Origin of the sequence: Priestia abyssalis (assembly GCF_002019595.1) — a bacterium.
Lineage (GTDB): Bacteria > Bacillota > Bacilli > Bacillales > Bacillaceae_H > Bacillus_BA > Bacillus_BA abyssalis.
This window is the reverse complement of sequence record NZ_KV917369.1, coordinates 1,871,678-1,893,862: the sequence shown is the minus strand read 5'-3', so window position 1 is coordinate 1,893,862 and position 22,185 is coordinate 1,871,678. Positions and strand designations below refer to the sequence as shown.

The window sequence follows — 22,185 nt, the reverse complement described above, 5'->3', positions numbered from 1 at the left end:
AAGAATGGATTATCAATTTTATATTAATGGGACAATTAAACTCGGGGTCGGTTTTGGAATTGTCAGTTTATTGGCAAGATGGGTAACAGGGAATACCATTCTTTCCTCTCCGGAAACGTTAATCAAATACGGACTAACTGGCGGTATCGGCTACTCCTTAATGGGTGCTATTGCGCTTATCTTATTTGGATTTTTAGCAAAAAGGATCCGTGAACGATTTCATGACCACGAAACGATAGGAGATGTTTTACGTCAAAGGTTAACTCCCGCCGGTTATTGGTATATGATCTCTATCCTTCTTTTGACAAGCTTGGATTCTTTATTTGTGCAAGCCATGGGTGCGGGAATTTTATTGCATATGCTTTTTCCGGTTCCGATTTTTGCTGGAATGTCCATCTTTTTATTATTTTGCTTTTTTATCGGCGGTATCGGCGGAATGCAAAGGCTTCATCAGCTTGCAGGCGTTAATGTCACACTCATCTTCGCTGCCGTTATCGTTATTCCTGTTTATTTTTATATTCAAGAAGGGGTTTATCCGGTTTATGAGGGGATTAAGCTCTACCACCCCTATTTATTGTACATAAAAAATACGGATGCGTTCTGGTTTATTTTTACTGCCATATTAATTGGCTTTGGACAAGTGATCATTGACCGCGCAACTTGGCAGCGGGTTTTTATCATCCAAAAAGAAAAAGTACGAATGACCTTTACTTTAGCTGGGTTAATATGGGCAACCATCCCGCTCGCATTATCCTCTTTATTGATGATTATTATTTTTGGAAGAAGCTATAATACGATTTATTCTTTGCTCTTTGAATTAGTCGATAAAATTCAATCGACGATACTTATTATTTTGTTTATTCTCTTTTGCTTCAGTGCAATTTCATCTGCGATTAGTGCAGAATTACATGCTACCACAACATTAATTGTTAAGAATATGCTGGAGTTGGTTCGCACTTTAACGAATAAAGAAAAATGGAACTACACATACATTCTTTCCGGAATGATATGCGTACTTTTACTAGCCATCGTAAGTATTCTCACTCCAAATCCTCTCGAGTTATTGTTTTTCTTTGGGAATATTTACGTTTCGATGATTGTTCCAATGGTTTACGTCATTCTTGGCAAAAAAACGCTGCCTTCCATCATTCCTTTTGCATCTTTAATTGGAGCAACAGCAGGATATGCTTCTTTACCAGTAGTGGAAAATCTTATGGCCATTTGGATTAGTTTTGCTATATCAGGCTTAATCTGTTTCATCTATTTCATTTATAAATCCTTTCTATATAGATCGATTTAGAAAATTCGACATGACCAAAGAACGGCCATGCCAAATATTCTAGAGGGAATTTTCTTTGGAACGAAACGAATTGCTAGTTGATGATGACTCTTCAAAGAAAGTGAATATTCCTGCCACTGATCAAATAACAAAGGAACCGGAGCCAGTCGCTCTGATTCCTTTGTTAGCCCCTCAAAACTACCTTAGTACAAAAACTATGTTGTCTGAGGATATTCGCTTAATTTTCCGTAGGCTAAGTTTCCCTTGTAAAATACGGCTTGACGTTTTGAGCGTCTTGCAATGGCTTCTGCAGAACAGCTGGCATCAACTAAAACCATGTTTGCTGCATCTCCAGCTTTTGGCCAGACCCGGCTTCCCTCTTTGTCTAATGGTGTTTTACCGCCTGTAATATATTTAAGTGTTTGCGAGAGTGAAAATTCATCCGTCCACCTATAACGTTCGACTAGGCGCCCCGCTCTTTCTAGAACATCGCCATTTCCTGTAGGCCACCATGAATCAAAGATATTATCGTTTCCTACCGCCACTTCTACTCCACATTCATCCAAAAGTTTAATGGGAGGAATGGTCCGGCCGACCGGAAGACTGGTCACTATCGAAATACCTGATTCTCTTAACATCTCTGCCGTTTCGAACGCTTCTTCAGTCGAGACATCACCAAGTCCAAAGGCATGACTAATAGCAACTCTCCCTTCCCAACCAGCTTGTTTCGTTAGAAAGGCGAGCCGTTTCATTGTAAAAGTCCCAAGGTGGCCTGGATCATGCAAATGCAAATCGATACCAGCATCCCCCTCAACAGCCAAATCCATTAATTGTACGAGCGACGCCTCAATATTATGATCTACCGTGGCAGGATCTACTGCACCGACGATGCCTGCCCCGCTTCTAATCGCTTCTCTAATCATCTGCGGCGTACCAGAACGCAGCAAGCCATGCTGGGCAAAGGCAACAATTTCTGAACTTAGTTTACTAGAATACGTTTCTAGCGCTTTTTGAACTCCCTCTAAATTTTTCAGTCTTACTTCTGGATAAATGTCCACATGTGTTCTTACATGAGTCGATCCATATGATAATAGCTGTTCCAGCAATGCTTCTGCTCGTTGGCGAGTATTTGTTGAAATGGATGCCAGGATTTTTTTTTCAATTTCACATCGTTCAAGCACACTCGAAGCCGGACTGCAAGCTCTCCAAGTCTCTCCCATATACGTCTTATCCAAATGAACATGCTTTTCAATAAAAGACGGCAGAAGAAGCAGCCCTGACGCATCCTTCACAGGTAAATCGTTAGTGATGGATTCTCCTGCTTTTATGATCTTTGCCATTTTTCCATCCGCTATTAATAAATGAAAAAGCTCTGTTATTGTCCCTGTTACTCTTTCATTCTCTTTTCTGTATCCACATTCTAAACGTACATTCTTTAGCCAGTAACTCTCATTCATATCGATCCACCCTTTGAAAAGATTGTCATATAAGAAGAAAAAGGGATACTCCAAAGGAATAGCCCCCCTTTTTGAAAGCAGCTTAATCAATCGAAACATCATTAATTTCTAAATAGCCAGAAGGGCTTATTGAAAAACCTTTTACCCCTTTTGCAACAGCAGCCATATTTTCGATAACTCTAACCGGAATATATACTGCATCTTCCATTTCCAATTCTTGAGACTTCGCGTATAGATCTATACGTTTTTCTTGATCTTTTTCAGCACGGGCAGCCTCTATTAAACGGTCTACTTCTTTATTGCTGTAAAAGAATGTATTTCCTCCCGCTCCATGAGAATTCGTATGGAAAAGATTATATTGATTATAATCAGCATCTCCTGTTGCATTTCTCCAGCTGAGGATAAACATTTCTGAGTCGCCCCGATTTACTTGTTCTACAAATGTGCCATACTCCAAGACCTGTATATTTACTTTTATGCCAATCCCTTTTAGCTGTGATTGAAGTACTTCTGCCAGATTGATTCTTTCTTTGCTATCCATTGTTTTTAATGTTGTTTCAAAACCATTTGGATAACCTGCTTCAGCGAGCAATTTCTTTGCTTCATTCAGGTTATACTCATAGGCTTTCATATTTGCGTTATATCCGAAAACCTTTGATCCCAATGCTGAATTTGCTTTTTTTCCGATATTATTAAATACGCCTTCAATAATGGAATCCATTTCAACAGCATGAGCGATTGCTTTACGTACCCGAACATCATCAAATGGTGTCTTTTGTACATTAAAGCCAATATATTCTGTACCAAATCCTTCGCTGCGGTAAACCTCCGAATTTCTTGACGCTTCCACCGAATCCATCACTGTGACAGAAAGAGGTTCAGCTATATGGGCTTCGCCTGTCTCGAGCATTGAGATTCTTGTTGTTTCTTCGGGAACAATCTTAAATACGACTTTATCTGTCTTAGGTTCAGAACCCCAATATTTTCCGTTTTTATTAAAGACAATTTCTTTTCCTGGAGTCCATGATTCAAAAATAAACGGGCCTGTCCCATTTGGTTCTTGGATAATATTTTTCCCATATTCCTCAATGGTTTTTGGACTGATAATACCGGCTTCATGACTGGCCAAAATGGACAGTAAAGGTGAAAACGGCTCCGATAAAATGAATTGAACCGTGTATTCATCAACTGCTTTAATTTCGTTTATCATTTTAAAAACACTCGCTCTAGGAGAACCCACATTGGGATCTAACAGTCGATCAAATGTCGCTTTCACCGCGTCAGCAGTGAACGCTGTTCCATCATGGAATAATACACCCTTTCTAAGCTTAAATTCCCATGTCGTATCATCCAACTGCTTCCACTCTTCTGCTAACAAAGGTTTGATTTCGGCATTTTTATCTCGCCCTACAAGCCCCTCATAAATTTTGCCATGGGTAACACTTGCAGCATTGATCGTAGACATAAAATGGTGATCCAAATTTTCGGCGTCTGACAAACGGGCGATAACTAAAGTACCACCATCTTTGGGTGTTTTCCCCTTCCCATTTTCATCTGTACTTACTCCCTTATTTGTAGAGCAGCCAGTAATAAGTATTGTTATCACCATAACTAAAAACAATCTTGCAATTCCTCTTTTTACTTTCATACAAATTCCCCCCTTGACCTTTATTAAAAACTTTTAATATTTATCTAATTATAATGAATTTTCAGATTTTTTAACTTTAAATATCTTTACTATTTTTTTCAGTATTTCTACTTTTTTAAGTTGTATATTTCCCCCTGTTTACAACAATGATTGCCTAATATGTATAAACCATTTAATGCTGCTTGGAATATGATATATGAAAGAGAGAGATGTATAATCTGCCTTATATATACAACTACCTTCACTCTACATGACAGCAACATTTGAACAAGCCTCCAAACCACGGAGGCGTTGTTAAAAGTGCCTGTCACCGTTCTCTGGCTTAATATTTTCATTTATCCAGCAAAGGACTGTCTCTACATTCCACTACTATAAATCAACTACCTTACATAACCGATACAGATAGAAAAGCCCATGCAATCGTTTTTGATTACAGGTGTCCAAATACGATTGAATATCGGAAGCAATCTTTTTTGCTTGTTGAAAATCATGTCCATCTAAGGTTTTAATCGCTTGTTTTAATCTTACCGTTTCATTTGAGTAAATAAGATGTTGCATGCTTTTCATTAACAAGATTTTAATAAACTGATATTGATCAAATAAACGGTACTGATTGTTTTCATGTCTTTTACATACAATGATTCCTTCTTTTTCCCAGTATCGCAGAGTAGTTGTGAGGACTTGGGCTTCAGCCGATACTTCTCCAACCTTCATGTACATTCGTTCTTCACACATTTCAGCCGCCACCTTCTCGATGTATGAGTGAACCTTTTCCACACTCTTTTTGCTTTCATAATTTGATACTTCTGCTTGATTGATGATCCAAAGGGCATCGTTCAGCTCTTTTCGTTGCAGCTTTTTCAAAACGGCTGAGGTAATATCCATACCAAATCCCGAAGACATCGCCACGATACATTCAAAATAGGCGATGTGCTCCTCTGTATAAATCCGGTATCCAGCAGATGAACGTGCAGGAGGCGGAACAATTCCCCTTGCTTCGTATCCTCTTAACGAGCTTGTACTAATATTCAGCTTCTTTGCAATATCAACAGGTCTTATATTTTTCATTCCTTCTCCTTTAAATCCATATATGTTTTCACCTTATAAAGTTTACCAAACAAAATTCCTTTAATTCAGCTTTTATTTTTAAAAAGCTTACAATTTGCTTTAATGTTGTAAGATGAATTTGTACGATAAAAAAACACATGGAGGGATTCAGATGTCAACACTAAACATTACACCTGATATGTCGATTGAGCAATTAGGAGAAGTCGTATCGGATTATCTACAAAATCATTGGAAAAAGGTCCTGGATGAAAATGTTGAAGAGCTGAAGAAACTATTTCCTGAATACGAAGACGCAACGTACGGGATGTATGCAGACAAACTCCTGCCACCGGTGTGGACAGAGATTGAGAAAAATGGATTTCGTTCTGCAGCTGAAACACGAGAAGATGACTTTGTCATTGCCGGTTGCTTGCATTTTCGAAATTCGATAGAAAAAGCGAAGTGGGGAACACCCGACCACGAGATCCGTGTCTTTTGGATTGTCATAGAAAATCATCATAATGAGCAAATCGGTACGTTCCTTTTCGAACTATCTCATTCACATACTCGTTTTCAAATCCCAGCCCCTCCAACTTTGACTGTATTGAAAGAGACAGATCGAAAAGACATTACATCAAAAATTCTTCAGTTAAAAGAAAACGCATAAGTAACTAGGATAAAAAGCAGCTATTGTACAAACTAGATAAATACGATTTCACAACCTTCTAAACGCTTCAAAAAAGGGCTGCCCCACTTTATAGCAATTATTCTGCAATAGTTTAAACCATTTAACGCTGCTCGGAATATGATATATGAAAGAGAGATATGTATATTCTGCCTTATATGTCCAACCACCTTCACTCTACATGACAGCAACATGTGAACAAGCCTCCAAACCACGGAGGCATTGGAAGGGGGCTGCCCCGCAAGTTCGCTAAAAGCGAACTTGCGGGTGTCAGTCTCTTTTTTTATGTTACAAGTGCTGTCACCATCCTAAAAAAGACGATTATGGTTGGCATAATCGTCTTTTTTAGGATTTTATTACTTAATCGCCTTGCTGACTTTCAGCTTCTTTCCTTTAATGGTGGTATTCTCCATCGCTTGCAAGACAAGCGATCCTTTTCCATTAAGAATATCAACATATGTCAGATGATCCTGAATGGTAATAATGCCAATATCATCCGCGGTTACCCCAGGAATTTTTGCAATTGTTCCAACGAAATCGACTGCTCGAAGCTTTTTCTTTTTTCCACCGTTAAAATGGAGTTTCGTGATATCTTTGTTGATGCGGGCGGTTTTATTGTTTCTGACGACCCGGCGCCCGCTCATTTTTTCTTCAAAAGCGTCTCTTCTTATGACAACTTCCTGATGACGCGGAGCTTCCATTGCAGAAATCTCAAAGCCAATGTATCTTTCGATTGCTTTAATAAATTTCTCTTCATAGGATGTCACAAACGTAATCGCCTTTCCTTTATTGCCAGCACGCCCGGTTCTTCCTGTGCGGTGGACATAGCTCTCTTTTTCCATCGGAACGTCATAGTTGATGACAAGTGTCACATTATCAATATCAATTCCTCTCGCAGCTACATCTGTGGCTACAAGATAACGAAAATTCCCCATTTTGAAACCATCCATAACGGCAAACCGCTCTTCTTGTTCTAATCCTCCATGAAGCCTTTCGCACGAATAGCGGGATTCTTCCAATTCAGCAAACACGGTATCGACATGTTCTTTCGTTCTGCAAAAGATGATGCAGCTGTCTGGATTTTCAACAACGGTCACATCTTTAAGAAGTGAAAGCTTTCCTTCCTCTTTCACTTCGATTAAACGATGGTCAATTGTATTGGTCGCGATACCGGCAGAATCAATCTCGATATGAATGGGGCTGTTCATATATTCATGGCAGAGATTTTCAACATCTTTAGGCAATGTAGCTGAAAAGACCATCGTTACTCTGTTTGAAGGGAGTTCTTTTATGATCGCTTCTACTTCGTCGATAAACCCCATATTCAGCATTTCATCCGCTTCATCGATAATGAGGTACTTGATTTGGTCTAAAGCGAGGGTTCCTCTTTCGATATGGTCCTTCACACGGCCAGGTGTACCGACGACTACATGAGTTTTTTGTTTCAATTCTTCTTTTTGTTTCGCAAAAGGTTCTTTTCCGTAAACAGCCATCGCTTTAATCCGCTTGAACCTTCCAATATTTGTGATATCTTCTCGGACTTGAACAGCTAGCTCCCGAGTTGGTGTAAGAATTAATGCCTGCGGCTTTCTTTCCTCCCATTCCATCATTTCACAAACAGGTATACCAAAGGATGCGGTCTTTCCGCTTCCTGTTTGAGATTTTACGACAAGATCTTGATTTTCCATCGCTTTCGGTATAACTTCACTTTGAACTTCTGTGGGAGTTTCGTATTTTAACACAGCAAGCGCTCTTCTTATTTCATCACTTACATTAAAATCCTCAAAACTTCTTTTACTCATGTATGGACCTCACTCTTTTTGTATTATCCGACTTCTATATAGGATTCTCACAATGAAGTATCATATGCAAAATCTGACTATCGTTCATTATACTTGAAATGCCGGGCAAATCGGATTTTATTTTAAATTTAGTACCTGATCCCTTCTAAATCATCAATATCTCCCGAATGTCCTCTTCCGTCAGAGCAGTTGACGCTTTCTTCTCGGAGTCGATGACTTCTTCAATCAGATGCCTCTTTTTCTCTTGCAATTCATTCATTTTTTCTTCGATTGTGCCGCGGGCAACTAGCTTGATGACCTGGACTGCATTTGTTTGGCCCATGCGGTGTGCACGGTCAGCCGCCTGCTCCTCCACAGCAGGATTCCACCACATATCATAAAGGACCACGGTATCGGCACCCGTCAGATTGAGACCAGTACCGCCCGCTTTCAAGGAGATGAGGAATAAATCCCGTTCACCTGCATTGAATCGAGTGCAAATTTCCACTCGTTCTTCTGAAGGAGTTTGTCCATCCAGATAGAAAAATGGCAGTCCCTGAATGGCCAACTCCCTGCCTATAAGCTCAAGCATTTTCGTAAACTGGGAAAAAACCAGCATCCTCCTTCCAGAAAGCTTGGATTCTTCTACAATTTGCAGCAGCTGTTCAAATTTTGCTGAACTGCCTTTATAGCCATCCACAAACAAGGTCGGGTGACAGCAAATCTGTCGCAGGCGAGTCAAACCCGCCAGGATTTTGATGCGATTTTTCCGAAGTGTATCCTTGTCCAGATGCTTCAATGTGTCCTCTCTTAGTTTCGCCAAATAGGCGGCATACAGCTTTTTCTGATCGGGAAGCAGTTCCACCGATTTCATGGACTCGATTTTAGCAGGAAGCTCTGATAATACTTCCTCTTTCAGCCTGCGAAGCAAAAAGGGCTGGATTCTCCGGGCAATCGCTTTTCTTGAAAGGTGACTGTATTCCTTTAACCCTCCGAATAGTTCAGGAAAGACCACGTTAAAAAGGGACCACAGCTCCTCCAACGAATTCTCCACCGGTGTACCGGTAAGGGCGAAGCGATGGTTCGCCTGTATCTTCTTTGCCGCTTTGGCTGTTTGTGTCATAGGATTTTTAAAAGCTTGGGCCTCATCAAAAAACACTGTGTGAAAGGCTTGTTTCTCAAACCACTTTATGTCTTTCAGTAATAACGGATAGGAAGTAATGACAACATCCTGATTCATTGCATCCTTCTGTATTCTTAACCGCTCTGTTTTATTGCCGTCCACGACAACAGCTTGGACATCTGAAGCAAATTTCATCATTTCACTAAGCCAGTTATACGTCAAAGATGACGGACAAACAATAAGAACCGGAAGCTTCTTTTGACGGATATTAGAAAGCTCTGAAAGGATGAACGTGATGCTTTGCAGCGTTTTTCCCAGCCCCATATCATCTGCAAGAATGCCTCCAAATCCATAGCTTGCAAGTGTTTTCATCCATTTGTAGCCGCATTTTTGATAGTCCCTTAATAGCGGTTCCAACCTGTTCGGTACATCGATGTCCAAGCTGCTGGGATTACGGATGATTTCCAGAAACCGACAGAATGATTCTTCTAATGTGAATGCCTGGCTGTCATCCAGTGAATCCAAAAGCTGAAGCCCCTTGACGATAGGAACATCTATACCGTTTTCTAATTCTTCTTTCCGGACCGGAGCTGCATTCAAAAAACGATTGATTTCTTCAAATTCCCTTGTTTCCAAAGAAAGCAGCGATCCGTTCCGCAAGCGATAATACTTCCTTTTTTCTTCTAAAGCCAATAGAACCTCGCGTATATGTTTGTCAGCAATACCATCCATTTCAAATTTGAATTCGAGCCAATTGGTCCGTTCTTTTTTGACCTTCACCCTGATTTTCGGACGAGCATTCTCTCTAAAAATCCGATTTCTCACGGCCGTTGTTGCATAGATTTGGACAAGCTTTTGAAGATTCGGAACCACATGATACAAAAACTCATATTCCAACTTTTCATTATGCAAGAAATAACCGCCGTCCGTCTTGGCAAATGAACTGTCCTCCATCAGTTTTAAAATTTCATCTTCTTTTTCTGTATCCCTAATCACGACCGAGCCTATTTGGGATTCACGGCTTTCCAATGGGTTCATAACGATATTTTCATAATGAAACTCAAGACCTGCGAGCAGGCGATTGTTCACTCGATCCAAATATAACTTGGCAACCAGCGGCGTCTTCATAAATTTCTCCGCAATCTCTCCAGACAGTTGAACATCCCCAATCTTTTTCAGGCCCGGCACCACTTTTTCCATGAAATAGCCTATTTGCGCCGGAGGAATCAAAATTTGATTGGTTCCCGAAGCCTCCAGCATCTGTTTTAGCTCTGACAGGCGTTGACAGTCCTCCCTTTTCAGCGTCACTAGTTTTCCTTGAGACAAAACATAACTGTATGAATCCATTACCCTCACATGTTCCAGTCCGTCAATCGTCAGCTGAAATCCTTTGACTTGTGCAAAAATAAACCGTAAAGGAAGCGATTCATCGGATATGTGAAGACCATTATATCTATTTCCGTCAACCTCCAGCTTTGCCTCAGCTTTTGCCAATAAAGGAATAAGCTTTTCAAAAGAAGATGGGGGAATTAGTAATAGATGGTCATATCCTAGATCACCTGATTTCGCCGGTAATTCGCCTATGTACACCTTTTCATCACCGCTCACTTGAATAAGCTGCTGAATGACGGCATCGGTCTCTTTTTGAAAACAATGGAGGCTTGGATCGTACGTAAATGAAACAGAAAGCTTGCTTGGATTCCCTTCTTTCACCCGCTCCAAAAAATCTCTTATATGTTGCACACGGGCCGGTCCAATTTTAATTTCTATTCCAAACATGTTTCGTTCTTGTCCAATGTTGACTGGTTTACACGTAAACACTGCATCCAGTACTTGTCTGTTTTCAAAGTGAAGCTGATGGCCGCTTGACCTTACAGGCCGATGATCGAAAAGAGTCAGCAAACCTTCTGTAAGCCTTTGATTTGTTGAAGAATCCGACTGGCATTCGTTTTGGGAAACAGGAACTGTTCCTTGACGCTGATGTTCGTAAATAGACAGCAAAACAGCCGCAATATGCTGGCAATCCTTTTGAAAGGAAGCGAGCGTCGGACAACTGCATGCCGTTCGGAAGCCCCCATTCCCATCCTTTTCGATGATGACCTGGAAATCTTCCGTTCCTGTAACCGTCGCATGACAAACATCGGAGCTGTAACGTTCAAATGTTACTTTATTGGCGCGGTAAAAAGCGTCACCTCTTTTGAAGGAGACTGTGCCGCATAGGTCTTTAATGATTTTTTGATTGAGTGTTATATTCAAATGCCCCTCTCCTTCCTGAGGATGTATGCGTTTCTGTTATTATGATTGCATGAAAAAGCCATTAGGCTCACAATGAATCTAACGGCTTTTAATAGCATAATTGTGTTACTGCATTGTGTTTGGTACAGCATCCTGATAAAGTGCGTCCACCCCTATTTGTCTAGAAATCAATCTTTTCCAAGTGCAGCCCGCCTGCTTCTGCGAAACCGGCCTGGTCACGTTCTTTTGATTGGATGATTTTTGGAATGGATTCAGCTTCTAGTTCACCCAACCCTACTTTTATCAACGTTCCGACAATTTTTCTCACCATATTATAAAGAAATCCATTACCTTTTACTCTAATTTGGATGAAGCCCTCATTTTCGTCTATATCGAGAGAATATATTTTACGCACCATGGACTTTTTCTTTGATTTGGCATTTGAAAAAGCGGTAAAATCATATTCACCTATAAAATGTTGACATGCTTTTTTCATTTCTGCGGTATTCAGTGTTTTCTCTACATGCATGCTGTACTTTCGCATAAAAGGATTTGTGTATTCTTTGTTCCAAATTTTATACACATACGTTTTATCCTTGGCATTATATCGGGCATGAAAGCGTTCGTGGACTAACGTAACGTCCACAACGCTGATATCATGGGGTAAATATCGATTCAAATAATTCATCACTTCAGATTCGGTGAAATTCTCACTGATTTTAAAATTGGCTACTTGAGCAAGAGCATGAACACCCGCATCCGTTCTGCTGCTTCCAATAATCTCAATTTTTCTTCCTACCATTTCTGATAATACATTTTCGATTTTTCCTTGAATCGTATTGTCACTATTACCGAGCCGCTGCCAGCCCTTATAACGCCCGCCGTCATACTGGATGACCAATTTATAATTATTCATTTCTTTCTCCTTACTTTATTGTTCTCTAAACGGAAACTTGTTGATCCACGCAACTCCTGTTACTCTTCAACGGCATGGTCAGAAAGTATCCGTTAAAAACTACTCTACCATATAAGTCCAGGCAAAAGCAGCTAGACCCCCGTTTAAGTTAACAACCATACCAAACTTTAACCTGGCTTCCGCTTTTACATTCTACCATGATAAGAAACAAAAAAGAGAGGAATACTTTTAAACGCTGATTATGGAAAATTAACGCTGGAATCATACAAACAGAAGAGAGAATAATCACAAAAAACTCTTGACATAAAAAAATCCAGCATTTATATTAATATTTATTATTTTAGAACTATCCGATATATTTAAATTATATAAAAGCAAAGAATGGGAGTAGTAAAAGCTGATTGATAGAGCAGAGAGCTGCGGGTTGGTGCGACGCAGTCTATGATCACTTTGAACTCGCCCTGGAGCTTCATTGCAGAAGGAATAAATAAGAATTCCCTATGTCTTGACGATTAACCCCCGTTAAAAGGTTTGAAAGCAGGGTTCAACAGAATCAACAAGAGTGGTACCGCGGTTAGCTAAAGGCTTATCGTCTCTTTTCTCATTTCATGATGAGGTAAAAGACGATAAGCCTTTTTTTATTTTTTACCCAACAGGAGGTAAGCATCCTGTGGATGAAAGCTTTTTTATTTATTAGTGGAGGTAGATTTATGGGACAAGACAACCAGAGTTTGCAGCGGACGATGACTTCGCGCCATATCATGATGATGGCTTTAGGGGGAAGCATTGGTGCCGGATTATTTAAAGGAAGCAGTTCAGCCATTGATATGGCAGGGCCTTCCGTTGTGATCGCCTATCTGATTGGCGGGATTATTTTATTATTTATTATGCAGGGATTGGCTGAAATGGCTGTGCGCAATAGTAAGGCGAGGACTTTCCGCGATCTTGTCCAGTCGACATTGGGACATTTTCCAGCTTATTTTCTCGATTGGATTTATTGGAAGATGTGGGTGTTAAATATTGCAGCCGAAGCGGTAGTTGCTGCGATTTTCCTTCAATATTGGTTTCCTGACTATCCGATTTGGATGCTGGCTTTATCGGTTTCAGCTTTAGTTACCATCGTCAATCTGCTGTCGGTTAGAATTTTTGCAGAAACAGAATACTGGCTTGCTTTAATAAAAATTAGTGTCATCATCATTTTTATCTTGGCTGGTTTACTGTTATTATTTATATCGTTTGGCCAACATTCGGCTCCCGGCCTTTCCAACTTAACTGAGCATGGCGGATTCTTTCCTCAAGGGCCGGGCGGATTAATTACAGCAATGCTTGTTGTGATTTACTCTTATGGAGGAACAGAAATTATTGGCGTAACATTGGCAGAGACGAAAGATCCCGAGAAAGTGGTGCCAAAAGCAGTTCGCAGTACATTAACACGAATTATCGCTTTTTACCTTTTTCCTTTCTTTATCATCGTTAGTTTAATTCCATGGAATCAAGTAAATGCGGTTCAAGAAAGTCCGTTCGTTTTAGTGTTTAAAATGATAGGCATTCCAGGAGCCGATCATATTATGAATGCTGTTATTTTACTGGCGATTATCTCATCGATGAACTCTGGCTTATACGGTTCATCACGTGTGCTGTATACCCAGGCTGTGGACGGACGGGTTCCGCAAATTTTTTCCAGATTATCAGAAAAGAAAGTGCCTGTTTATTCAATTTTAATGTGTACATCTTCTTTATATATAGGTGTGTTAATCTCTTTATTTGCAGGAAGCAAAACATTTGATTATCTCATGGGTTCATTAGGCTATACGGTTCTATTCATATGGCTGATTATTGCCTTTGCCCATCTCAAATCGCGGAAATCGCAGCCAGCCGTTTCAGGCTATCATGTTAAATGGTTTCCTTATACAACCTGGTTTGCCATCATCGCTTTGATTTCCATTTTAATTGGTGTCATTTCCACCACATCTATCGTAATCACAAGTATTACACTGGGAATCTACCTTTTTATTACCTTAACGTATATTATAAAAACTCGCTACCTTCATACAATCATTGAATCGTAATGAAGTAGTTTTAATGGATAATGATGAAAGAAATAATCCACCAAAAAAGCATCTGCTTCACTTGAGCAGATGCTTTTTCAACAAAGGGAAATAACCTATCTGTTAAATCATAAAGGTTCTAGTACAAATAAAATTTAAACGAGGACATCCTGTATAGCCTCTTTTATTCAAGTTTATAATGTAATTTAAATAATACCAACCCTTTGTTTTTGAGAATTTGTTTTTACATCTACACCCTTTTGATTCACATTGTCCCAATAACGCTGGACGGCGGCTTGAAGAGCTACAATAATAGCTTGCTGGGAAGGAGCAAAGTAAAAGCTTTGAATGCGTTCAATCAACGGCTCCACCCCATCTTTGAGACAGTAGCCTATCAGCAGTTTTTGAAAATAATTTTTGGTTAACTCTGCTACGAATGTGAATTCGGCGCCGACAATTTTATGTTCTTTCAAATCCACTTCCAGTACAATTCCCGCATGCTTATACATTTCATACATGGAAGTTCCCTGTGGAGCTTTTGCATATCCTGTAACAATTACAGTATTCAACATCTGCATGCCCCTTCATCTCCTTTCAAAAACTAACTGATTACTTTACAGCCCTCACCAATCAGTAAGCGTTTACAAAACTGTTTTATATTATTGAAATTTGTTAGAATCTCCGTCAAACTTTTCATCAGCTACACGTATAGAATCCGTTGGGCATCCTTCGAATGCATCCATCATATCTTCTTCTAATTCTTCCGGCACTTCAACCACGCCTTGATTATCATCTAATAGGACAAATGCCACCCCTTCATCGTCATAATCATATAGATCTGGTGCCGTTGCGCCACATGCACCGCATGCAATGCAAGTTTCTTTATCAACGATTGTGTATTTAGGCATCATAAATCTCCTTCCATTTTTTCATTTCAATATAACTGGAAAAGCAAATAGAACTTGATATGCTAATACGATCAACCTAAAAAATATGTATTAAGCATAAACAACAACGTGTATTCAAGAGAATGAGTATTTAGATTTTCATTCCTTTACGAATCACCCTATTTTGCATTTAGACCGGATGAAGATTTTACCATCCGCGTTCCTGCATACGATGTTCCGGCAAGATTGTTGAAATCTCTATTCCTTTCATCGCTGTTCCTAAACCTTTTGAAAGCTGGGCAATCAACTCATAATCTTCAAAATGAGTCGTTGCTTCTACAATGGCACGGGCAAATTTTTCTGGGTTTTCTGATTTAAAGATGCCAGATCCAACGAAAACACCGTCTGCGCCTAATTGCATCATAAGTGCAGCATCAGCTGGTGTTGCTACGCCGCCTGCTGCAAAGTTGACTACTGGTAAACGGCCTTCTCTTTTAATTTGAAGTAATAATTCATAAGGCGCTCCTAAAAGTTTCGCTTCTGTCATCAGTTCGTCTTCGTTCATCCCCACTACTTTACGCACCTGTGCATTGACTTTGCGCATATGGCGAACAGCTTCCACAATATTTCCTGTGCCCGGTTCACCTTTTGTCCTCAGCATAGAAGCACCTTCACCAATACGGCGAGCAGCTTCTCCTAAATCACGACAGCCACAAACAAACGGAACCGTGAATGTACTTTTATTTAAATGAAACTCCTCATCGGCCGGCGTTAACACTTCACTTTCATCAATATAATCCACACCAAGCGATTCTAAAACACGAGCTTCTACAATATGGCCGATACGCGCTTTCGCCATAACAGGAATGGACACTGCCTTGATGACTTCTTCTACAATTGTAGGATCTGCCATACGAGCAACGCCGCCTGCTGCACGAATGTCAGCAGGAACACGCTCTAGCGCCATAACAGCTACCGCTCCTGCCGCTTCTGCAATCTTTGCTTGTTCTGCATTGACGACGTCCATAATGACTCCGCCTTTTTGCATTTCTGCCATCCCTCGTTTAACACGTTCTGTTCCATTTCTCACCATCGTTGTTTCCCCCCATAATTGATTTTCAATTGATTCTCAATTAACTTATTATGCAACTTTCATGCCATCTACAACAGAAAGGAAGATTCACGTAATTTTACATAAAAACGCCAAAATATTTGGCATCTTGTTTGAGAAATTTGCATAAAGGTGCAAAAAAAATGAGCTAACTGCAATAAATTTTTACATCTTACACAGCCTTGATCCGGACGATGGTGAAATAGAAGACAATCTATTATTTCATCCTACAGACGATCATTTTTTATTAATTTTCATTTAGAATATAGTTTTATTTAAAATATTTTTATTAATTTGCGGATGAAGGTCGTACAAAGCCTTCGTTTTTATTATTAAATAGTTAAAAAGACGAGATAGGGGGAGTTTCATTTTATATTTTTCCATTTTTTCAGAAGGCTCTGTTTACATTTTATTACTAATTTTCAACAACAAAAAAAGACCATAATTGGCCTTTTTGTTTATCCTATTCGATTGGTTTGATTCAGCCTTTTTTTATATAAACAAGCTCTCCTTGCCGAATACCTTTATTTTAATTGTCTTACTGAACCGTCAAGTATGGACCACCAGGGAGAACCAACAGAGTTCCCTAACGTTTTATTTAGAAAAAAACGCGTGATTAGGGTTTGGACTCTTCCGTCGCTCAAGAGAAGAGCATGCATGTCTAGGTTATTCCACTTCCTCTTTACTGCCAGCGTTAAAATGACATCCTTATAGATGGCCGCACTTTCTAGCGGAACTGCCCCATCTCCATCGCCATCTGCATCAAGGGAATCAAAATTAAAGAAATTTCTTGCCCGACCATCCGGGCTTTGAGGCTGGACAATGACTTTCTTTTTCGTTTCTTCACCCTCACCGGCAATAATTAGAAACCTTTTCCTGACCTCTTCCGGAAGATTCCTTAAATTCAACATCACTGGATTTTTCCTATCTCGGAATGTTTTCATCTGGCTGAGCCTATCAAGGAACAATCCCCTGTCATCATCGCCGATGTTGGATTGCCAATGGTCAGGATTGAATAAATCAAAACTTGGCCCTCTTTCGAATACAACTGCATCCTTATAGGTGGGACACATCTCATAAACTGAAGGAAACGTACGGGCAATCTTTCGGAATTCATCATTAGAATTGAACATCGGGAAACGGAAACCTCCCTCTCCTACAGCTAGAGAAATCATAGCCCTGACGGAACCTTCAAAAGGACAAGTTGCCAATACGGCATGGTCGATGACATCATAATTCCCTTGTAAATTCTTCAAATAGCAGCTGAACACCATTGCACCCATGCTGTGCGCAATGAAGTTAAAAGTTTTTACGGAAAGCTTCTCCTTAAGATATTCAATATAGTCAGCTAAGCGCTTGGCTGTTTCTGCTGAGGATTTTCTCCAGTCATAGCCAAAAATATAAATCGGCATTTTTGTCTTGTGTTCCAAAACGTATACTGCTTCCCGATAGGCCAAATCCTCTACATCACTCCGCTCTATGATCGATTTCGGCATCACTTCAAAACGACTATCCTGCTTCAAAGCCAGGTCATAGATCGTTTCATATTTGTTTTGGACAGCTGACCATATTATATCGAAATTTATTGTGTTCGAATTAACAAGTTTCGTGCCTTGTATTCCAGGTATTAAAATGGTAGGGACTGTCAAATCTATACTCCTCCTTACTAAGGTTAATGGCTACTATTAGTAATACCCTAAAATTACATGGTTCACTGTGAAGCAAAAATCACTGCGCAATACGGTGGTTCAGGAGTTTTTATAATCCCACTCCTATTTTGTTACCCATAGAGTAATTGACATATGGCAACACTTCAAAAGGATACTTTAAATCTATAAAATTATCCGTTCATGTTATCCCGTTCTATAGGAAACAACCTATACAAAGTTAATAGTTTATGAATACTTGTATAGTATAAGGAGGTGACATATGATGTTTAAATTGTATTTAGATCCAGGGCATGGAGGATCTGATAGTTGGGCAATAGGAAATAATTTAAAGGAAAAGGATGTTGTTTTAGATATTGCACTTCGTATTCGAAACATTCTCATTAATGAATATGAAAATGTTGATATCAAAATGAGTCGAACAACAGATGTTTATCGAACATTAAATGAACGTACTGATGAAGCCAATAGTTGGGAAGCAGATTATTTTCTTTCGATTCATGTTAATTCATATAATGGGCAAGTCCAAGGATATGAATTAACATGACAGCTTATCTGATTCTTCAATAACAGCAGCATACCAAAATATTATGCATCAAGAAATTATGAAGGTAAATGGACTTTTGGATCGCGGCCAAAAGAAAGCAAATTTTCATGTATTACGTGAAACAAAAATGAGTGCTATTTTAACGGAGAATGGGTTTGTTGACAATAATAACGATGCTGTTAAACTAGCAGATCCAAACTGGCGCGATAAAGTTGCACGAGGGCATGTAAATGGTTTAGCACAAGCATTTAATTTAACAAAAAAAGTTACGGAAGATATACATCGGGTGATTGTTGATGGTATCCAAATAGGAGCATATGCAAATGACGAAAATGTGTTGAATGAAGTTAAGCGCTATCTTAAAACAGCTAAACAAATTATTATAGAAAAAATATAAAGAAAGCTTCCATCAGTAAGGGGTTTCCGGCACACGGGATGTACTAGTGAAGACATTGCGTTCTTAGTCTTCGTTCCTTTATACCGAGTGCCTGTCACCGGTCGTCACCACTTACCGGCAACTACTCAGGATTTATGGGATACCCTCCTTCTGCTTCAGCTTCCTCCCTTGTCTTCCTCTTGTCCTTTTATCAGCATGTCCAACCATTCGGGGGGATGTTCATTCTGTCCCTGGCTAAATACTTCTGTGATATCCCTTTCCTCTAACCATGACAGAATATCATGAATATCATTATGATTGCCTAAAATGTTGCCAAATCCCTGATTGTGCTTTTTGTGGCTTTTAAAATCTGTCGGGAAATTATTGCCGAAGTTTACGCATGAGGCATCTTCAATAGTCCCAATATTAATATCCCCAATAGTAAAGGTCGAAGGTAAGGACTTCTCAGGCTTTCTACTGGCTTGTATATTGATTAACTTGAAAGGGATACTCTTCCCGTTGAACTTCACCACAATATCTGAAGGATTCTCTTCTATATTTTTAGCTTCACGATGTTTTTTACTCTTCCCGCCTAATTCATCAGCCGGCTCTTCCTCTTGTTCCCCTAATGAAGTCGGATTTTTTTTCACTGATGAAGCAGGAGGAATTTTCAATTTATTCTCCAGCTCGTTTTGGTTAACTTCCGGAGAAAAGGTATGACCTATGTTCAGCATTCCGCTAAGTTCCTTTACATCGAGTGTATCCAAATGGTAGGACAGTTCCTCCAACTTCAATGTTTCAATATTCTTTATATTTAAATAGAAAGAATTTTTCACGGTCTTTTCGGATGGATTATTAATATTTTTTTCCAAATTTTCGAGTCTTTTTTCCATATTTATGAGCATTTCCATTAGCGTCTTTTCATCCAATTGCATACTGTTTCATCCTTTATCAGATTTAACACTTATGACTGATTTGCCACATACAATAAATGTACATAGAAACTGAAAAACGTAACTTTTATGGTCATTCGTAACTACAAGGAGGAATTATGAAAATACATCTGCGTTCTCCTCAAATTCTCTTTGAAAATCTGACTGTACATGCGATTGAAAACAATGGAGGGGTTTTTATCGGAAGAAATCATCAGTTTTATTGGGAGACTACTATTACCAGCAGCAATTGTGGTTTTGGAGTGATCAATGGAAAAAACAATCAAACATCCTATAATGCCCACCTTGTCCTACTTGATGATCAAACAGATAGCGCTAAGAAGCCTATCATTAAAGGAGAAAATGCTTCCCATAGTGATTAGATCACACACACTCCTTCTTTACTCACGGACTAACTTTTCCTGACCCCTTTACGATGGAAGTATTATTTAAAATTTTATTTGAATGACCGTTCACTCTTCCAAAACCGTCTGAAATACGGCCTTTATTCTTCCACTTAGATTGAAGATTAACGCCGTAAAATAAGCCTGAGCTGTTCTGGATCATATTTACGTTAATTGAATGGAATTGAATTTTCGCCAACTTCCTTTACCACCTCACGCTCATCGATGAAATTCAAGTTTAGTATTTTTTACTCAATCCATCACGCGTTTTTGAACTTTTGTCTACTATTACTATAACTATTGCAGGAATCGGAAAATATACCCCGTTTTACCGTCCCTTCAACTTGCGAAAAATTCCATAAGCCGAGGATGTCCCTTACACATCAACTGATTTTTTCGCTCGAAATAAAAAACCACCTGTAAAAAAAGGTGGTTTTCTCTGCTCTTACTTGAATGAATATATCCGTACAAAACTGACTGAAAGTGAATGTCTTTCCGCTGCAAAGGCAACTTTAATGTGCCTTATCTTAGCTTTGGATCACAGACTGATTTAAAGAATCCTGCTTCTGGGTAAAATCTGAATCCATGACATCGTTATCATTTACGATATTAATATTTTGTACCGCTATATGATGCGAACCAATCATTTTGCCAAATCCTGTGTTGCTTTTTAAACTTATTTGCCAATTAGATTGTGAATTTTCTCCTGTGAAGATTCCTGAGTTAGAAGTCATGGAAGAAATATTCATATTTGAAAAATGAATGGATAGCGTTTCGTTTTGTTTCATCTGCTTTTTCCTCACACTTGAGAAACTGGTTGAGAGTTAATGCCTTGCGGGTTGCTTACTGGGGTGTCACATAAATCTTGATCATTAATAACATTAGTACAGCCCAGGACAGCCGAATTTAAGTAAAAGCCGTTACCAGCGTTAACTTTCCCTTGTGTACTCCAATCCGGCTGGCTATTCTGCCCTGAAGCAATAATGGAGTTTACAGATATATTGATCACATTGATTTGATTAAACACAACAGAAACAGGCACAATCGATTCCTCCGTCTCCTTGAAATATTACTATACTCTATGCTGCTTTTAGGTGGATGTGAATCAACTTCTTCCTTCATCAATACCGACAACGTATATATACCACTCATATCATTAATATCCATTCAATGATCCTGATTTATGATTTTTAATCCTCTTTAAACGTCCAATAATTATTCAAAATGAAGTTAATAATCGGAATCACGAGGGTCGTGACAATCTCTCCCACTGAATAATGGAAAGAATAGATATGTACAATGACATACATGATTGTACTGTTCAATACAAAACCAAGACTTGAAACAGCTATATATTTCATGAACGTTCTTCTTGATGAATCTCCGTTAAAGGTGAACCTTTTATTCAAAAAATAAGAAATGATGGTCATGAGGATAAACGCTATTGCTGAGCTTAAAACCGGTTCTTGGCGGAAAAACTCGACAAGAATAAAAACAGCCGTAAAATAAAAAAGGACGCTGACACAACCGACCAAGCTGTAGGTCGAAAATTTCACGAGAACTTCCTTACTTTTCATCATATAACCATGATTCCTTTCTAACCTTTCTCACTCACATAGTGGATAAAGCCTTTTCTATGCTCTTCCTTATTGATGATTTTGCGGACATAGTACGGATCGTTCAATAAACCATGTTCTTTATGATAGACAATATTCTTCTCCATGTTCGGATTTTGCAGCAATTCCTGATACCATTCTTCTTTATCCAGCTCCAGCCAAAGCTCCTTGATATCCGGGTCTTTTATCCCGAAGATATATTTTTGGATCAATCCGATGAAAAAGGCTCCTGCACATAAACATAACAATAAAAAAATCATTTATTCTTACTCCCTCCAAGCTCATCGAAAAAAACTCGAACAAGAGGGATTCATTTCCCCCATAAAATCATACCATCTTTTTTCATTTCAAAACATATATTTTCGGGTCGTACGTTGAAGTGAAACATTTTTCAACAGAGTGCTATCCTACTTGCGCGTAGATTCA

General features: G+C 39.2%; 20 protein-coding genes, 1 pseudogene and 1 other annotated feature. Of the genes and pseudogenes, 5 read left to right on the top strand and 16 right to left on the bottom strand.

Features of this window, described 5'->3' with window-relative positions; genetic code table 11:
* Window positions 1-4 precede the first annotated feature (4 nt).
* Entirely contained in the window at window positions 5-1,300 is a 1,296-nt protein-coding gene (locus BK575_RS08750) for an SLC5/6 family protein (RefSeq protein WP_235867469.1), read from the top strand.
* Between the two features lie 194 nt (window positions 1,301-1,494).
* Here the strand turns inward: BK575_RS08750 and BK575_RS08745 are convergent, their stop codons facing one another.
* The 3 genes from BK575_RS08745 to BK575_RS08735 form a co-directional block, all read right to left on the bottom strand.
* Window positions 1,495-2,736 (bottom strand): amidohydrolase, encoded by a 1,242-nt coding sequence (locus tag BK575_RS08745; protein ID WP_078414712.1) that lies wholly within the window; start codon window positions 2,734-2,736, stop codon window positions 1,495-1,497.
* Window positions 2,737-2,818: 82 nt separating this feature from the next.
* The gene (locus tag BK575_RS08740; RefSeq protein WP_078410037.1) at window positions 2,819-4,384 is read right to left on the bottom strand and encodes a glutathione ABC transporter substrate-binding protein; all 1,566 of its coding nucleotides are present in this window, start codon (window positions 4,382-4,384) and stop codon (window positions 2,819-2,821) included.
* 369 nt (window positions 4,385-4,753) lie between these two features.
* Window positions 4,754-5,452, bottom strand: a complete 699-nt coding sequence (locus BK575_RS08735) for a MerR family transcriptional regulator (protein ID WP_078410036.1) — start codon at window positions 5,450-5,452, stop codon at window positions 4,754-4,756.
* Window positions 5,453-5,603: 151 nt separating this feature from the next.
* Here BK575_RS08735 and BK575_RS08730 point away from each other — a divergent pair, with 151 nt between their 5' ends.
* Window positions 5,604-6,098 carry a DUF6022 family protein gene (locus tag BK575_RS08730; protein WP_078410035.1) on the top strand — a complete coding sequence of 165 codons (495 nt, stop codon included), beginning with the start codon at window positions 5,604-5,606 and terminating at the stop codon, window positions 6,096-6,098.
* Window positions 6,099-6,472: 374 nt separating this feature from the next.
* Here BK575_RS08730 and BK575_RS08725 read toward each other — a convergent pair whose 3' ends face one another.
* The 3 genes from BK575_RS08725 to truA form a co-directional block, all read right to left on the bottom strand.
* Entirely contained in the window at window positions 6,473-7,918 is a 1,446-nt protein-coding gene (locus BK575_RS08725) for a DEAD/DEAH box helicase (protein WP_078410034.1), read from the bottom strand.
* Between the two features lie 145 nt (window positions 7,919-8,063).
* Window positions 8,064-11,276 (bottom strand): DEAD/DEAH box helicase, encoded by a 3,213-nt coding sequence (locus BK575_RS08720; protein ID WP_078410033.1) that lies wholly within the window; start codon window positions 11,274-11,276, stop codon window positions 8,064-8,066.
* A 160-nt stretch (window positions 11,277-11,436) separates the two neighbouring features.
* Window positions 11,437-12,171: a tRNA pseudouridine(38-40) synthase TruA gene (gene truA, locus BK575_RS08715; protein ID WP_078410032.1), complete on the bottom strand. Its 735-nt coding sequence runs from the start codon at window positions 12,169-12,171 to the stop codon at window positions 11,437-11,439.
* Between the two features lie 368 nt (window positions 12,172-12,539).
* Window positions 12,540-12,771, top strand: a binding site (T-box leader).
* Between the two features lie 110 nt (window positions 12,772-12,881).
* Here truA and BK575_RS08710 point away from each other — a divergent pair.
* On the top strand, window positions 12,882-14,240 hold the full coding sequence (locus tag BK575_RS08710) for an amino acid permease (RefSeq protein WP_078410031.1): 1,359 nt from the start codon (window positions 12,882-12,884) through the stop codon (window positions 14,238-14,240).
* Between the two features lie 185 nt (window positions 14,241-14,425).
* Here BK575_RS08710 and BK575_RS08705 read toward each other — a convergent pair whose 3' ends face one another.
* From BK575_RS08705 to BK575_RS08690, 4 genes are all read right to left on the bottom strand, one after another.
* The gene (locus BK575_RS08705; protein WP_078410030.1) at window positions 14,426-14,797 is read right to left on the bottom strand and encodes a DUF3870 domain-containing protein; all 372 of its coding nucleotides are present in this window, start codon (window positions 14,795-14,797) and stop codon (window positions 14,426-14,428) included.
* Window positions 14,798-14,878: 81 nt separating this feature from the next.
* Window positions 14,879-15,127, bottom strand: a complete 249-nt coding sequence (locus tag BK575_RS08700; RefSeq protein WP_078410029.1) for a ferredoxin — start codon at window positions 15,125-15,127, stop codon at window positions 14,879-14,881.
* A 187-nt stretch (window positions 15,128-15,314) separates the two neighbouring features.
* Window positions 15,315-16,199, bottom strand: coding sequence for a pyridoxal 5'-phosphate synthase lyase subunit PdxS (pdxS, locus tag BK575_RS08695; RefSeq protein ID WP_078410028.1), 885 nt, complete (start codon window positions 16,197-16,199; stop codon window positions 15,315-15,317).
* Window positions 16,200-16,741: 542 nt separating this feature from the next.
* Complete coding sequence (locus BK575_RS08690; protein WP_078410027.1) at window positions 16,742-17,866, bottom strand: lipase/acyltransferase domain-containing protein; 1,125 nt, start codon at window positions 17,864-17,866, stop codon at window positions 16,742-16,744.
* Window positions 17,867-18,149: 283 nt separating this feature from the next.
* Here BK575_RS08690 and BK575_RS08685 point away from each other — a divergent pair.
* A pseudogene (locus BK575_RS08685) lies at window positions 18,150-18,828 on the top strand (N-acetylmuramoyl-L-alanine amidase family protein).
* 155 nt (window positions 18,829-18,983) lie between these two features.
* Here BK575_RS08685 and BK575_RS08680 read toward each other — a convergent pair.
* Window positions 18,984-19,742, bottom strand: coding sequence for a hypothetical protein (locus BK575_RS08680; RefSeq protein ID WP_235867343.1), 759 nt, complete (start codon window positions 19,740-19,742; stop codon window positions 18,984-18,986).
* Window positions 19,743-19,858: 116 nt separating this feature from the next.
* On the opposite strand from BK575_RS08680, the gene BK575_RS08675 reads away from it, so the two are divergent.
* Window positions 19,859-20,122: a hypothetical protein gene (locus tag BK575_RS08675; RefSeq protein ID WP_078410026.1), complete on the top strand. Its 264-nt coding sequence runs from the start codon at window positions 19,859-19,861 to the stop codon at window positions 20,120-20,122.
* Between the two features lie 22 nt (window positions 20,123-20,144).
* Here the strand turns inward: BK575_RS08675 and BK575_RS08670 are convergent, their stop codons facing one another.
* The 5 genes from BK575_RS08670 to BK575_RS08650 all read right to left on the bottom strand — a co-directional run bounded on the left by BK575_RS08670 (window position 20,145) and on the right by BK575_RS08650 (window position 22,019).
* Window positions 20,145-20,342, bottom strand: coding sequence for a hypothetical protein (locus tag BK575_RS08670; RefSeq protein WP_078410025.1), 198 nt, complete (start codon window positions 20,340-20,342; stop codon window positions 20,145-20,147).
* Window positions 20,343-20,670: 328 nt separating this feature from the next.
* Entirely contained in the window at window positions 20,671-20,931 is a 261-nt protein-coding gene (locus BK575_RS08665) for a hypothetical protein (RefSeq protein ID WP_078410024.1), read from the bottom strand.
* An 11-nt stretch (window positions 20,932-20,942) separates the two neighbouring features.
* Window positions 20,943-21,185, bottom strand: a complete 243-nt coding sequence (locus BK575_RS08660; protein ID WP_078410023.1) for a hypothetical protein — start codon at window positions 21,183-21,185, stop codon at window positions 20,943-20,945.
* Between the two features lie 148 nt (window positions 21,186-21,333).
* Window positions 21,334-21,723 (bottom strand): GtrA family protein, encoded by a 390-nt coding sequence (locus BK575_RS08655; RefSeq protein WP_078410022.1) that lies wholly within the window; start codon window positions 21,721-21,723, stop codon window positions 21,334-21,336.
* A 17-nt stretch (window positions 21,724-21,740) separates the two neighbouring features.
* Complete coding sequence (locus BK575_RS08650) at window positions 21,741-22,019, bottom strand: hypothetical protein (RefSeq protein ID WP_078410021.1); 279 nt, start codon at window positions 22,017-22,019, stop codon at window positions 21,741-21,743.
* Window positions 22,020-22,185 lie beyond the last annotated feature (166 nt).

Coding starts and splice junctions, on each gene's coding strand:
- BK575_RS08650 (WP_078410021.1), bottom strand. CDS start 22,019: ATGATTTTTTTATTGTTATGTTTATGTGCAGGAGCCTTTTTCATCGGA.
- BK575_RS08680 (WP_235867343.1), bottom strand. CDS start 19,742: ATGCAATTGGATGAAAAGACGCTAATGGAAATGCTCATAAATATGGAA.
- BK575_RS08735 (WP_078410036.1), bottom strand. CDS start 5,452: ATGAAAAATATAAGACCTGTTGATATTGCAAAGAAGCTGAATATTAGT.
- BK575_RS08665 (WP_078410024.1), bottom strand. CDS start 20,931: ATGAAACAAAACGAAACGCTATCCATTCATTTTTCAAATATGAATATT.
- BK575_RS08725 (WP_078410034.1), bottom strand. CDS start 7,918: ATGAGTAAAAGAAGTTTTGAGGATTTTAATGTAAGTGATGAAATAAGA.
- truA (WP_078410032.1), bottom strand. CDS start 12,171: ATGAATAATTATAAATTGGTCATCCAGTATGACGGCGGGCGTTATAAG.
- BK575_RS08675 (WP_078410026.1), top strand. CDS start 19,859: ATGAAAATACATCTGCGTTCTCCTCAAATTCTCTTTGAAAATCTGACT.
- BK575_RS08655 (WP_078410022.1), bottom strand. CDS start 21,723: ATGATGAAAAGTAAGGAAGTTCTCGTGAAATTTTCGACCTACAGCTTG.
- BK575_RS08730 (WP_078410035.1), top strand. CDS start 5,604: ATGTCAACACTAAACATTACACCTGATATGTCGATTGAGCAATTAGGA.
- BK575_RS08740 (WP_078410037.1), bottom strand. CDS start 4,384: ATGAAAGTAAAAAGAGGAATTGCAAGATTGTTTTTAGTTATGGTGATA.
- pdxS (WP_078410028.1), bottom strand. CDS start 16,199: ATGGTGAGAAATGGAACAGAACGTGTTAAACGAGGGATGGCAGAAATG.
- BK575_RS08700 (WP_078410029.1), bottom strand. CDS start 15,127: ATGCCTAAATACACAATCGTTGATAAAGAAACTTGCATTGCATGCGGT.
- BK575_RS08710 (WP_078410031.1), top strand. CDS start 12,882: ATGGGACAAGACAACCAGAGTTTGCAGCGGACGATGACTTCGCGCCAT.
- BK575_RS08705 (WP_078410030.1), bottom strand. CDS start 14,797: ATGCAGATGTTGAATACTGTAATTGTTACAGGATATGCAAAAGCTCCA.
- BK575_RS08750 (WP_235867469.1), top strand. CDS start 5: ATGGATTATCAATTTTATATTAATGGGACAATTAAACTCGGGGTCGGT.
- BK575_RS08745 (WP_078414712.1), bottom strand. CDS start 2,736: ATGAATGAGAGTTACTGGCTAAAGAATGTACGTTTAGAATGTGGATAC.